Raw genomic sequence first — 12,544 nt, 5'->3', positions numbered from 1 at the left:
ACCCGCCTGCGCGCCCTGCTCGCCCGCCTCGGTCGGCGACCTCGCGTCGAGCACCGTCCACCCGACCCACCCACCGCGCCGCCGGCCCTCGCGTCCGCGGCCTGAGAACTCCCCCTGTCGGCCGTCGTTCCTCCCGGGCCCGGCCGCCGGGGGTCGAGGGGCCCGCCGGCCCTGCTCGGTTCGTCCACCCGCTCCCGTGCTCGAGCGGGTGCGGCAGCGCCTCCCGAGCAGGGCCGGCGAGTAGCCCTCACCCCAGCTCCACCGCTGAGGCTGCCAGCGGTGGTCTCCGGTCGTGCGACCTTCCTCCGCCGACCGGCTGAGCCCCGGTACTCGCTCGACATCTCCTGGCGGTCGTGTCGACGAGCACCGGGGCTCACCCATGCGCCCACCCGCCGCAGACACATGAATCAAACGATCATGGCGGTGACCTGCGGTCTCTCGCGAAGATCACGAGCAGGACGACACACCAATGCTATTGACATAGAGAACGGTGCTCTCGCGTTCGGGGCGTCTCACAACGTTCGCAGTGAGACGCCCTCGCGGGCCCGCTGCTCGACGAGCGTTCGCCCTGCTCGCGTCGTCTCAGAACACCGTCTCTGAACCCTTGTCGCAGAACCTCGTCATGCGCCAGAATGTGAGACGTGACCACTGTCGCGCCCACCGGCGTCCTGCTCGGCTACGCCCGCGTCTCGACCGAGCGGCAGTCGCTCGACCAACAGCTCGACGCCCTCGCGGCTGCCGGCGTCGAGCCCGAGCGTGTGTGGACCGAGAAGGCATCCGGCAAGCGCGACGACCGCCCGCAGCTCGCTGCCCTGCTCGCCTACGCCCGCGAGGGCGACACCGTCGTCGTCTGGCGACTCGACCGCCTCGGGCGCTCGCTCTCCCACATCGTGCGCACCGTCGCCGACCTCACCGAGCGCGGCGTGCACGTCCGCTCCATCACCGACGGCGCCGACTCGTCGACCTCCACCGGGCGCATGATGATCGGTATCCTCGCGACCCTGGCCGAGTACGAGCGCGAACTCATCAACGAGCGCGCCGCCATCGCCCGCGAGGCCCGCGCCGCCCGCGGGAAGCCCGTCGGACGCCCCTCGGCCCTCACCGACGACCAGACGCGGCAGCTGCGCGTGCTCCGTGCCGCCGGCGAGACGATCCCCGCCCTCGTGCAGCAGTTCGGCGTCTCCCGCGCCACCGTCTACCGCGCCCTGGACGGGCAGTGACCCTCGCCGAGGCGGCCCGCCGCGCCGCCGTCACCTTCACGCTCGGGACTCTGCTCGTGCTCGGCGCGCCGGCCGCCACCAATGGTGCGGCGTGGGTGTTCGCCGTCCTCGTCGGGCGCTGACGCCCCGCTCGCCGTGTGACGACTTGCCACGGCCCCACAAGACCGAAGCGGGCCGAGCGCAAGGTGTTCCATCGTCCCGCCCATGCGAATCACCATTGACCTTCCGCCTGGGCTCGTCCTCGTCGTCGTCCTGGTCCTGCTGCTGCTCACCTCCGGCGGTGCCTGAGGCTCAGGGGCCCCGGGCCGATACCGGATCGACGCTGCTCGGGACTCCTGTCGGACCCCCCTGGCACCGTGGCGAGTGTCAGGGGCTCGGGACTCGAACCGGCGGCGCTCGTCGTCGGACGTCGCGGTGCGAGGCACTCTCCCGGGGCGCCCCCCGACACCGCGCGGCCGCGCATCGCCGGTCGGGCTCGTGCCGAGCGACGTGACGGCGTGCGGCGTGTGCACGAGCCCGCCCGGCGAGTCCGTCCGCTGCGCTGTCACGACGTCACGCGGTCGTGCCCCCGCAACGTCTTGACGTTGTGACGTCACAACGGCAGGATAGGGGCATGGCTCCCACCCCCACCCCCGCCGCGGTCGCGACCCTCGTGGGCCGTGGCACCGGCCGCGTCGCCGTCGTCCGCTCCGGCGCCGGCCTCGTCGACGTGCTCGCCGGCGCCCTGACGCTGCGCGCCGTCCCGGTCGCCCTGCTGCTCACCTTCGTCACCGACCTGCTCGAGCACCTCGCCACCCGCAGCACCGCAGGCACCCGGCTCGCCGTCCCGTTCGACGCACCGCACCCCGAGGCCGTCGTGCTCATGCACGGAGGCGCCCGTCTGCGGCTACTCGACGCCGGCGACGACCTGGCCGTGATGGCGCTGGTCAACGGCGAGAAGGGCGGCACCGGCACCGGCGTCACCCCCGCCGCGCTCGACGCCTTCGCCCGCGAGGTGCTCGAGGCGTTCGGCGGTGCCCGATGAGGATCGCGGTCACCAGCGCCAAGGGCGGCGTGGGCAAGACGACCACCGCCGTCATGCTCGCCGCCCTGCTCGGGCAGGAACGGCCCACCGTGCTCATCGACGGCGACCGGCAAGGCTCGGCCCTCACCTGGCGCCACCAGGCCGGGGAGCAGTGGCCCGGCACCCTGCCCGTCGAGCGCTGGACCGACCCCCTGCACGAGCAGCTCACCCGCGTGCCCAGCGGCGTGCACGAGGGGCTCTCGCACGTCGTCATCGACACCGGCCCCGGTGACCCCGAACGGATGCGCGCCGCCGTCGCCGCCGCCGACGTCGTCGTGATCCCGGTCGGCGCCCGGATGCTCGACGTCGCCCAGCTGCAGGACACCGCGCGCATCGTGGCCGGCGCCGCACACCCCGGGCTCTCCTGGGGCGTGCTGCTCACCATGCGACGCGGCGCCACCCGCTCGGGCGAGATCGCCCCCGCTGTCATCGAGCGCGACGGGTTCCCCCTGTGGGCGACCGAGGTCCCCCTGCGCGAGTCCATCGCCGCGGCCGCCGGCACCTACCCCTCGCCCGTCCCCGCCGTCTACCGCGACCTGCTCGAGGAGCTGCGAGAGGTCAACGCCGAAGGGATCACCGATGCCGCCCGCTAAGCGCCGAGGAGCCGGGTCCGCCGAGGCCCTCTCCCGCTGGACCACGACCAGCGCCCCCACCGTCGAGCCCGTCCCCGCGCCGACCCCTGCCGAGCCCGCAGCGCCCACGAGCACGCCCGCGCCTGCACCGGCGCCCGCGAGCCCCGCCCAGCGCCGCAGCGTCGCGTTCACCGCCCGGCTCGACCCCGAGACCGACGCCCGGTTCGGCCGCCTGCTCGAGGAGGCCCGCACCGTCGTCGGTCCGATCGCCACCCGCGCCGACCGCGGCCGCGTCCGCTCCGGGTACGACGTCTCCCGCGCCGATCTCCTGCGCGCCCTGCTCGCCGTGCTCGAGGACGACGCCGCCGTCGGGAACGCCGTGCACGACCACCTGCGCAAGCACTACGGCGCCACGACGCCATGACGTCGCAACGTCGCGACGCCACTAGCTCTGAGCAGCAGATCGTCGCCGCCTACCGGGCCGGACGCGCGTCCTGGCAGGCCCACGGCATCGACGTCCCGTGCCCGTGGAACGGCCGCGGCCCGACCACCCGCGAGCGCGTGCTCGCCGTCGCCTGGCGTCGTGGCCGGCTCTCCGGCGTCGACCCCGCGTTCCGAGGCGCTACCGGCTGACCGGCCCGCCCTGGGCCACCTCGGGGAACGCATACCCGGGAAAAGCCCGGCCTCCGGGAAACGGCCCGTCACCCCTGCTCGGGGGTGGCGGGCCGTTCGGCGTCCATGCCGAGCTGCCGGCGCACGTCGTCGATGTTCCACCGGTGCCAGCCGCCGGGCGTGGTCCAAGCCGGCCGGATCGCGCCGGACGCGTGCCAGCGCTGCACCGTGCGGGGGTCCACCCCGAGCGCGCGGGCCAGCTCGGAGCCGGAGACGTCCTCTGCCACGTCGCACATCGTCGCACCATGCCGCGCCGTGACCAGTGCTGACGCACCTTGCCGGGCTGTGTCCACCTGTGCCGTCATGTGTCGCAGTGTGACCCGATCGGCCGTACCTGTCTGTCGTAGTTTGCCGTAGCGTGCCGTGTCGCTGGACTCCCGTAAGAGCGTCCCGAACCGACCCGAGGAGCACGCCGTGGAACTTCCCATCGACACCGACCGACTCGTGATCGTCGCCAGCGGCCAAGTCGAGGCCGTCCGTCCGTGGGTCGAGGGCCCGGACGGCAAGCGCCGCCCGTCGGAGGAGCAGGACACCGACGAGGGCGGCCGCCCGCTGTGGACCGTGCACGGGATGATCGCGACCGGCGACCGCCCGACGCTGGTCGCGGTCCGGGTGCCGGCCCCGTCGCAGCCCGAACCGGCCCCGTTCGCCCCGCTCGCGTTCGAGCACCTCACCGCCGTGGCCCGGGTGAACCGCTCGACCGGGCAGCTCGCCGTCTACTGGTCCGCCGCCGGCATCGCTGGTGACGCCCGGGGCAAGCGCCAGGGCCACGACCAGCAGCAGGCGGCGTGACCGGCCCCGACCCGCGGACCGCGGCCTACGTCGCGACCGCGATCGCCGAGGAACTCGTCGAGCCGCTGTACCGGCTCGGCCCGTGGCGCCATGTCACCAGCAGCCCCGACGTCGCCCTGCTGCAGGACGACGCCGGCCGGTTCGAGGTGCTTGTGCGTCGCGTTGCCGCCCCCTCCCACTGACCGCTCCCTCTCCCCCTGACGGCCCGGCCGCTCTCCCCCTGCGGCCGGGCCGTCGTCGTCTCCCCACCCTCGCGAGGAGTCCCCGTGGCCCTGTTCCCCGTGCGCTGGCCGCTGTTCGGCCGCCACGCCACCCGGTACGCCCGCGAGGTCCCCGATCAGCGTCGACGCACCGTCGAGCAGGAATTCCGCGCCCTGTGGCGCGCCACCGCCGAGGGCTGCGGCCTCGCCCGCGTCGTGCACGTCGCCGCCGGGGTCACCGTGTCCGTCCCGCGCCTCGGCGGGGTCCAGGTCGACGGTGACGGCCGGGTCCGGCGCATCACCGTGCAGCGCCACCCCGGGCAGCGCACCGCGGACTACCGCGAGCGCGCCTCGCAGCTCGCCGACGCCCTCGGCGTGGCCCGCGTCCGGATCGACGACCTCGCCGCCGACCGCTGGATCGCGGTCACCCTGCTCGAGGTCGACCCGCTCGCCGACTCCCGCGCCTGGTCGGTGCGCATCCCCGACGGGTTCATCGCCGAGACCGAGGATGGCCGGCTGTTCTCCGCGCCGTGGGAGCAGCGCCCGCACGCCGTCGTGCAGGGCACCACTGGCTCGGGGAAGTCGTGGTGGCTCTACGCCCAGCTCGCCGCGCTCGCCGCCCGCCCGGTCTGCCCGTTCACCGACCGGCCCGCCGTGCTGGTCACCGGGATCGACCCCTCCGGCGTGCTCTGGCGCCCCTGGACCGGACTCCCCGCGGCCCGGTGGCGGGTGTCCGGCCTGGCCGGTGACCTCACCGAGCACCGCCGTGTGCTCGCCGAGCTGTGCGCGGAGATGGACCGCCGCCTCGAGCTGCTCCCCGCCGACCGCGACGTGCTCGCCACCGACGGCGACACCCCGCTGCTCGTGGTCGTGCTCGAGGAGTACGCCGCGCTCATCCGCACCGCCGAGCTGATCGACCGCAAGGTCGGCGCGGAGGTCCGCTCTCGCGTCGGGCGGCTGCTCGCCGAGGGCCGCAAGGTCGGGCTCCGCGTCGTGGTGGTCCTGCAGCGCGCCGACGCCGCGACGTTCGACGGCGCCATGCGCGCCCAGGCGACCTTGCGTATCTCGTTCGCCTCCGAGGCCGACGGGATCGCGATGCTGCACCCGCGCTCGGCGGTCGACCCCGACGAGCACGCCGTCGCTGCTCCCGGGGTCGCCGTGCTCACCGCCCCCCGGGTCGGGACCCTGCGCGTGCGGTCCCGCCGGCTGGACTACGCCGGGTACGTCGCGGCCGTCACCGCCACCGCTGGCCGCGCCGCGTGAACGCCCACCGGCACACCTGCGGCTCGGGTGGGGCTCCCTCCGCGGTCGGCGCGTCAGCGTCCGCATCGGGCTCGTCCGGGGTCAACCCCCCACCGGCACCGCGCCAGGACCGCCACGCCCGCTCTGGGCCCGATTCCCGGGGGTTGACGCCGGGCGGGACCGCTGCGACCCCTCCGGGGCCGGCCGTGGAGGGTGCACCGCCCGTCGTGACCACCTCGCACCCGCACGTCCCCGCCCGGCCCGCTGCCCCTCTGTGGGAGGCCCCCGCCGGAGGCGACACGCCTTCCCTGCAGTCAGGCATCACCCCAGAGGGCCCGGGCCGCCCCTCCGGCACCGCTGCCTTCCCCTGCGTGGGGGGAGGGCGCGTAGGCCGGAGGCCGTCAGCGCCCGAATCCCCCACCTCCCTCACTGCCACTTCCCCTCTGACCTGCCCCGTGCCTGCTCCCGGCCGCCCCGCAGGGGGCGGCCGGCGCGCCGGAGGCGCGCCCCTTGGCACTTCTACGGGTTACGCCGCCACCGCAGGTCAGCGCGCCTTCCCCGACGGCTGGTCGCCGCCACCGGGGCCGCCGCCGCCGCAGCTCGACGTGCACCTCGCGAGCGCCGACGCCGGCCGCACCTGGCACGTCGCGCCACGGGCCCGGGTCCAGGTCGACCGCACCGACCCCGTCGCCGTCCAGGACGCTCGCGACGACCACCGCACCGAGCGGTACGCGATCCGCCGCGGCCTGCGCCGGGTGTGGCGCAACGACCGGGTGACCGGCTGCGGCCGCGCCGGCGCCCGCCCCGACGGCGAGGTCGTCGTGCGCTACTCCCCCGCCACCGCCGCCACGGGCCCCGTGACCGGGTTCTCCGGGCTGCTCACCTGCGGGAACGTGTGGCTCTGCCCCGAGTGCTCCGGCAAGGTCTCCGCGCACCGCGCCGCCCGCATCGAGCGCGCCCTCACCACCGCTGTCGACCGCGGCGGGTGGGCGGTGCTGATCACCCTGACCACCCGCCACCGCCTCGGCATCCCCCTCGGTGTGCTGCTCTCCGACGGCGTGCAGGCCGGGTGGCGCGCGGTCGGGAAGTCCCGCGCGGTCCGCGAGACCCGCAAGCGCCTCGGCGTGCTCGGCATCGTCCGCGCCGTCGAGATCACCCACGGCCCGAACGGTTGGCACCCCCACGTGCACGCGCTGGTCGTGTTCGCCGGCCGCCCACCGCGGAGCGCGCTCGACGCCCTCGGCGCCGCGATGTTCCGCGCCTGGTCGGCCGCCATCGCCCGCGAGGGACTCCCCGCGCCCATCGCCGACTCCGGCGGGCTCGACGTCTCCCACCTCGGCACCCGGATGCGCGAGGGCACCCTCGCGAGCCTGTCCGCGTGGGCCGCCTACGCCGCGAAGGGCATCACCGGCGAAGCGATCATGGGCGCGGTGAAGGACGCGAAGGGCCGCAACCGCTCGATCCGCGAGCTGATGCGCGACGGGGTGCTCGGGACCCGCTGGGAGTCCAGTGACGGCCGCGCCGCGGTCACCACCGATGACACCGCCGTCGAGTTGCTGCGCGAGTACGAGATCGCCACCAAGGCCGTCAAGCAGCTCACCGGCGTCACCGAACTCGAGCGGGCCCTCGGTCTGGACGAGGACACCGCCACCGACGAGGAGATCGCCGCCGCCGAGGCCGGAGGCGAGGACGTCGCCGTGATCGCGGGCGGCTACTGGGACACCCTCGTCGAGCCCGTCGCCGCCGACCTCGCCGCCGCCGGCGAACGGTTCGGCCCCGACGGCATCCGACGATGGCTCACCCGCCGCGGTGTCCCCTGGACCTGGCCCACCGGCAGCGCCCGCACCTGGGAGACCATCCGCGAGGATCGCGACCAGGACACCGCGCGCATCCTCGCCGCGGCCGGCGTAGGGAGCAGCTGACATGGGCAAGCGCGCCCGCACCCGCAAGGCCCTGCCCTCGCTCGCCCTCGGCTCCCCCGACTACCGCGACCCCGTCGCCGAGCTGGGCAGCCCGACCGTGCCCGCCGACACCGACGGCGCCCAGATCACCATGCCGGTGGAGTCCGCTCTCGCCGTCGAGGACGCCCTCGGCCCGGAACGGGCACAGGCCCTCACCTCGGCCGAGCTGGCCGAGTGGCTCGACGCCCACGGCCTGCCCTACCGCTGGACCGGCCCCGCCTGACCGACCGGAACGCTTCCGCTGAGCGGAAACGCCCACGCAAGATGTTGTAACGCAGCGCGACGTCTCTCGGCGTGGCGAACGGCCCGGATCCGGGATCTCGCGGGAAGGTCGCAGGGACCTTCGGGTCCCAGACACGCGGAAGGGGCCGACGCCGCCACAGCGTCGACCCCTCGAATCCGCGAGACGGGGCCCCCAACCTGCAGAGCTGAGAAAGGGCCTCGCCCGTCGTGCCCCCAGGATCGGGGCCCGGCCGCGCTGTAGCAAGCGCACGCGCCGCACAAGCGGCGAGTTCGTCATGCCGTGATGCGCCCAGCCGTGCCCACACCCGTGCCCTCGCGCGCTTCCGCGCCCACTCCCGCGCCCTCGAGCGCGGCCGCCGTCGTGCCGCCGACCGCGTCGAGCGCCGCACCTATACGCCTCGCCCCGGCTGGCAGCACCTCGTGCCCGACGGGTCAGTCGTCCTGACGAGCCAGCCCGCCGCCCTCGCCCGGGTGCTCGACGTGCTCGACGCCCAGCGCACCCCCACTGGTCTCCCGTGGCGCCCAGACCGCCGGCGCACCTACCGGCTCGTCCTCGAGCTGCTCGTCCACGCGATGGACTGGCAGACCGGGCTCGTGTGCGCCCTGACCCGCGCCGAGATCGCAGCCCGCGCCCACACCTCCGAGCGCACCGTCACCGACGTCATCGCCTGGGGGCAGACCGCCGGGCTCGTGCACGTCGTCGAGGGGGGCGCGTCCGCGACCTTCCTCGGCACCTCCCACGGCCGCACCCCGACCTACGCCCTGCTCGGTCGCCAACCTTGCGCCCCCACCGCGACAGCGGTTGGTAAAGAAAACCCTTGTCGAGCAAGGGCTGACGAGTCCCTCGTCGACGACCAGCCCACCGAGCAGCGTCCCCGGCACCGCAGCGCACCTCCCGGCCCAGCGTGGGCCGCTCACGACCGCCCCGACGACGCCCAGGGCAGGGCTGCGGCAACCGCCCTCGTCCTGGCCCGGACCGGACTCGTCGGCCGTGTGCCCCGGCACCGGGCCGTCGCGATGCTCGCGATGTGGTGGCGCGCCGGGTGGTGCCCCGCCGGCCTGCTCCATGCCCTCGAGCACCACCCCGACCGGCCCGACGAGCACCGCGGCTGCGCCGTCACCGGAGCCCGCAATCCGCTCGCCCTGCTCGGATATCGCCTGAGCCCGTGGCGTGGCCGTGTCGAACAGCTCCCCGCCGCCGTGCGGGCCGTCGACCGCGTCGAGCGCCTCGCCGGGCAGGCCCGCCGCGCCGCACAGGACGCCCGCCCCGACCACGAGCTCGTCGAGCCCGTCCCGTTCGTCCCGACCTCGTCGCACGCCGCCCGCGCCGCCGCCCTCGCCACCCTGCGACCCCGCCCCCTGTCCCGCCGCGTGGCACAGACCCGCACACGTCGCCCCCAGCGCCCCGGAGCCGCCTCGTGAGCCCACACGTCACCCCGATCGGCGACGGCGACGAGGCCCCCGACAATCGGCAGCCGGAACCGCCCGACCAGCAGGAACAGGAGCCCGAACCCACACACGACACCGAGCCCGCCCGCCGACAGTCCCGCCTCGAACGCTCCATCCGCAACAAGGCCCGACACCGAGGAGTCGACCCCGACCCCGAGGCCATCGCCGAGGCCCGACGCATCGACCGCGAGCGTTCGACCGGTCGAACCCGCCGAACCGCATCCGACGACCGAGAACGGCTCCTCGCCGAGGCCGACCGCATCGGCCTACAGGCCCTTGACCTGCGAGAACGACTCGCCCACCGGGACAACCGCTGAGTGCGCGGCCGGTGGAGCTAGCAACGGACGAACCCGCCCCAGAGCCCTACTGGGTCCCCCGCACGTCCATCGCCTCGCGCGATGGGTCCCGTACCCGGCCGGTGGCCGATCCCCACCGATGGGTCCCCCCGTTCGACAGGTGGTTGAACCGATGACGCCTCTGACCTTCGACGACGCCCGTCCCGACGACGACGAGCGCGCCCACCTCGCCGCCGGCGTAGGCCGTGAGCTGCGACGACTCCGCACCGCGGCCGAACTCACGCAGGGACAGCTCGCCGAGCGCATCGGCGCAGGCCGTCGAACCGTGCAGCGCCTCGAATGCGGCCAGCGCCGCCCCCGCGCGTCCCTGCTCGCCGCCCTGGCCGCCGTGCTCGCCCCCGACGCCCCGGAACCCCTCGCCGAGCGCCTCGCCGACCTCGCTGGCGCAAGCCTCGCCGCAGACACCCGCCGGTCGGCGCGCGTCCGAGCGCTCCGGTTCCGCAGCGCCGCACCACGACGGGCCGACCCACCTGCCGCGTGACACGCCGGTCAGAACGATGAGCGGATCGGACGGGGTAGCCGTTGCCTACCGTCGGTGACTAGCACGACGGGATGGCGCCCCGTTCGAGGGACAGACCTCGCGGGGCCCGGCGTGCACGAGCACCCGAGGAGCACCGCACGTGTCCAAGCCCGATCCGGCCCACCCTGGGCCGACCACCGTCGCCGAGGCAGAGCAGCTCGCCGCCGCCGCTGCCCAGCACGCCGCGACGGTCCGCGAGCAGTACGTCAACGGCGACGTCGAGACCGCCGACGTCCGCGCCGCCGAGCAGGCCGCCGCCGACGCCCGCCTGCTCGTCGACCGCGTCGCCCGCACCACCGACCGCCACGCCGAGCACGACCGACAGACCGCGCTCGACGCCCTCGCCGACGACGTCGCCGCCCTCACCGCCCCGGACGTCGCCGCCCTCGCGCACGCCGTCCACGAGGCCACCGAGAAGCGCGACGCCGCCATCGCGGCGTGGAACGACGCCCTCACCGCGGCGACCCGCCGAGCCCGCACGCTCGACGCCCCCGCCGCCCACGACCTCGCCGCCGGCGCCTCCGGCCGGGTCGGGTTCGAGGTCAAGGGCAGCCGCAAGCCCGGCACCGGGGCGGGACTCGTCGTCGACGGACACGCCTACCGGCCCGCCGACCTCACCCGGCCCGCCGCCTCCCTCGTCGAGTCCCCGACGCCGGTCGACCCGACCCCGCTGAGCCCCGAGCAGCTCGTCGCCGAGATGGCCGCGGACTACGAGCGCAAGGAACAGCAGCGCGAGCAGCGCCAGCGCGAGAACCGCGAGCAGATCGAACGCCAGAGCGTCATCGACCGCGAGGCCGCCGCCCGGCTCCGCTGAGCACCCCCATCTGAGCACCGACCGACCCCCGAAGGACCGCCATGACCCCCGAGCAGGACCCCCGCACCGCCGCCCGCAGCGACGACCCCGCCGCCGTCGCCACCGCCCGCGCCACCGCGCGCACCAAGATGAGCGCCCTGGCGACGCTGGAGAACAGCGCCGCGACCGGCGGCACCGTCACCGCCACCGCCCTGATGACCGCCCGCACCGAGGTCGACCTCGCCCTCGCTGGCATCGAGGCCGCCACCCGCCAGAACAAGATCGACCGCGAGGACGCCCGCCGCGCCACCATGCGCCAGGTCGCCACCGACGCCCGCGCCCTGGCCCGGCCCAACCTGGGCCCGCTGCTCGCCGACGTCGCCGCCTCCGTCGCCGCCTACCGCGCCGCGGTCGACCTGTGGGACTCCAACGTGCAGGCCCTCACCCGCACCGCGATCGTCGCCTGGGCCGAGCACGACACCGACGTCCCCGAGGGCGTCCTCGCGAACGCCTCGCTCGGCGGGCTCACCCCGCCCCGCGACGCCGCCCACGGCACCGGCGGACTCAACGTCGACGGCGTCGGCTACGGCTGGACCGGCAGCCCGACCAACGCCCTCGCCGAGGTCGTCAAGTTCGGCGCCACGCTCCCCGCCGGCCGCATCCCGAAGCCGGTGAACCCGTGACCGACCAGTCCCCGGTGCAGCTCGACGACGCCCAGCGCACCCGCCTCGCGACCGCGGCCGCCGGGATGCCCGTCGCCCCCGGCAGCGTCCTGCCCCGCGACGTCGACGTCGACCAGGTCGCCGCCGCCCAGCTCACCCGCGCCGACCTCGCCGCCCTTACCGCGGCGAACAAGTCCGGCGAGATCGAGCAGGCCCGCCAACAGGGCCGACTGCTCGGGCTCACCCTGCTGCCCGACGCCTTCGACGTCCGCACCGCGCCCGCCGTCCCCGAGGGGCAGCTCACCCGCGAGGACGTGCAGCGCATGTCCGCCGCCGGGCAGCACGACGAGATCGACCAGGCCCGCCGCGCTGGCCGCCTCACCCACCTGCTCGGACAGCACGGGTGACCAGCGTCCGGGCGAAGCTGATCGCCGCCGAGGCACGACGGGTCGCGATCATCTCCGACGGCGTGCCCGCCGACCGGCAACCCACGCACCTCCGCGACCGGCTGTACGCGCTGCAGGCCGGCGACGAGGTCGAGGTCCCCGGCTGGCTCGTCGGAACCGCCCTCGGCGTCCCTGTCGACCAGCGCGAGGGTCGATACGTGATCACCGCGGGGGACAACGTCGTCCCGGCCGCTGTGCACGAGGCCAACGCCCGGACCGCTGCATGACCCGCCTGCGCGCCCTGCTCGCCCGCCTCGGTCGGCGACCTCGCGTCGAGCACCGTCCACCCGACCCACCCACCGCGCCGCCGGCCCTCGCGTCCGCGGCCTGAGAACTCCCCCTGTCGGCCGTCG

At 75.4% G+C, this 12,544-nt stretch carries 18 protein-coding genes; 17 read left to right on the top strand and 1 reads right to left on the bottom strand.

The window, feature by feature from the left end:
• The first annotated feature begins 641 nt into the window (after nt 1–641).
• From LN037_RS31480 to LN037_RS31460, 6 genes are all read left to right on the top strand, one after another.
• Nucleotides 642–1,220, top strand: a complete 579-nt coding sequence (locus LN037_RS31480; RefSeq protein ID WP_230760961.1) for a recombinase family protein — start codon at nt 642–644, stop codon at nt 1,218–1,220.
• A complete protein-coding gene (locus LN037_RS33080) occupies nt 1,217–1,342 on the top strand; it encodes a hypothetical protein (protein WP_255695407.1) in 126 nt (41 codons plus the stop codon). The genes LN037_RS31480 and LN037_RS33080 overlap by 4 nt, the downstream gene beginning before the upstream one ends.
• Before the next feature lie 491 nt (nt 1,343–1,833).
• On the top strand, nt 1,834–2,244 hold the full coding sequence (locus tag LN037_RS31475) for a hypothetical protein (RefSeq protein ID WP_230760959.1): 411 nt from the start codon (nt 1,834–1,836) through the stop codon (nt 2,242–2,244).
• Entirely contained in the window at nt 2,241–2,876 is a 636-nt protein-coding gene (locus LN037_RS31470; protein ID WP_230760957.1) for a nucleotide-binding protein, read from the top strand. Before LN037_RS31475 ends, LN037_RS31470 begins: the two co-directional genes overlap by 4 nt.
• Nucleotides 2,863–3,279 carry a hypothetical protein gene (locus LN037_RS31465; RefSeq protein ID WP_230760955.1) on the top strand — a complete coding sequence of 139 codons (417 nt, stop codon included), beginning with the start codon at nt 2,863–2,865 and terminating at the stop codon, nt 3,277–3,279. Before LN037_RS31470 ends, LN037_RS31465 begins: the two co-directional genes overlap by 14 nt.
• Nucleotides 3,276–3,488 (top strand): hypothetical protein, encoded by a 213-nt coding sequence (locus LN037_RS31460; RefSeq protein WP_230760953.1) that lies wholly within the window; start codon nt 3,276–3,278, stop codon nt 3,486–3,488. Before LN037_RS31465 ends, LN037_RS31460 begins: the two co-directional genes overlap by 4 nt.
• Nucleotides 3,489–3,556: 68 nt before the next feature.
• Here the strand turns inward: LN037_RS31460 and LN037_RS31455 are convergent, their stop codons facing one another.
• Nucleotides 3,557–3,763 carry a MerR family transcriptional regulator gene (locus LN037_RS31455; RefSeq protein WP_230760951.1) on the bottom strand — a complete coding sequence of 69 codons (207 nt, stop codon included), beginning with the start codon at nt 3,761–3,763 and terminating at the stop codon, nt 3,557–3,559.
• 178 nt (nt 3,764–3,941) lie between these two features.
• Between LN037_RS31455 and LN037_RS31450 the strand changes: the two genes are divergently transcribed.
• From LN037_RS31450 to LN037_RS31400, 11 genes are all read left to right on the top strand, one after another.
• The gene (locus LN037_RS31450; RefSeq protein WP_230760949.1) at nt 3,942–4,319 is read left to right on the top strand and encodes a hypothetical protein; all 378 of its coding nucleotides are present in this window, start codon (nt 3,942–3,944) and stop codon (nt 4,317–4,319) included.
• Nucleotides 4,316–4,501: a hypothetical protein gene (locus LN037_RS31445; RefSeq protein WP_230760947.1), complete on the top strand. Its 186-nt coding sequence runs from the start codon at nt 4,316–4,318 to the stop codon at nt 4,499–4,501. The genes LN037_RS31450 and LN037_RS31445 overlap by 4 nt, the downstream gene beginning before the upstream one ends.
• 84 nt (nt 4,502–4,585) lie before the next feature.
• The gene (locus LN037_RS31440) at nt 4,586–5,782 is read left to right on the top strand and encodes an FtsK/SpoIIIE domain-containing protein (protein WP_230760945.1); all 1,197 of its coding nucleotides are present in this window, start codon (nt 4,586–4,588) and stop codon (nt 5,780–5,782) included.
• 584 nt (nt 5,783–6,366) lie between these two features.
• On the top strand, nt 6,367–7,683 hold the full coding sequence (locus LN037_RS31435) for a rep family protein (protein ID WP_230760943.1): 1,317 nt from the start codon (nt 6,367–6,369) through the stop codon (nt 7,681–7,683).
• A 1-nt stretch (nt 7,684) separates the two neighbouring features.
• Nucleotides 7,685–7,945, top strand: coding sequence for a hypothetical protein (locus LN037_RS31430; protein WP_230760941.1), 261 nt, complete (start codon nt 7,685–7,687; stop codon nt 7,943–7,945).
• Nucleotides 7,946–8,385: 440 nt separating this feature from the next.
• Nucleotides 8,386–9,387 (top strand): hypothetical protein, encoded by a 1,002-nt coding sequence (locus tag LN037_RS31425; RefSeq protein ID WP_230760939.1) that lies wholly within the window; start codon nt 8,386–8,388, stop codon nt 9,385–9,387.
• Between the two features lie 495 nt (nt 9,388–9,882).
• Nucleotides 9,883–10,251, top strand: a complete 369-nt coding sequence (locus LN037_RS31420) for a helix-turn-helix transcriptional regulator (RefSeq protein ID WP_230760937.1) — start codon at nt 9,883–9,885, stop codon at nt 10,249–10,251.
• Between the two features lie 139 nt (nt 10,252–10,390).
• Nucleotides 10,391–11,104, top strand: coding sequence for a hypothetical protein (locus LN037_RS31415; RefSeq protein ID WP_230760934.1), 714 nt, complete (start codon nt 10,391–10,393; stop codon nt 11,102–11,104).
• Nucleotides 11,105–11,145: 41 nt separating this feature from the next.
• Entirely contained in the window at nt 11,146–11,766 is a 621-nt protein-coding gene (locus tag LN037_RS31410) for a hypothetical protein (RefSeq protein WP_230760932.1), read from the top strand.
• Nucleotides 11,763–12,152, top strand: a complete 390-nt coding sequence (locus LN037_RS31405; protein ID WP_230760930.1) for a hypothetical protein — start codon at nt 11,763–11,765, stop codon at nt 12,150–12,152. Before LN037_RS31410 ends, LN037_RS31405 begins: the two co-directional genes overlap by 4 nt.
• Nucleotides 12,149–12,418, top strand: coding sequence for a hypothetical protein (locus LN037_RS31400; RefSeq protein WP_230760928.1), 270 nt, complete (start codon nt 12,149–12,151; stop codon nt 12,416–12,418). Before LN037_RS31405 ends, LN037_RS31400 begins: the two co-directional genes overlap by 4 nt.
• Nucleotides 12,419–12,544: the final 126 nt, after the last annotated feature.

The organism is Actinomycetospora soli, assembly GCF_021026295.1.
Taxonomy (GTDB): domain Bacteria; phylum Actinomycetota; class Actinomycetes; order Mycobacteriales; family Pseudonocardiaceae; genus Actinomycetospora; species Actinomycetospora soli.
Note: the sequence above shows the minus strand (reverse complement) of the source record. Positions and strands in the feature narration are given on the sequence as shown.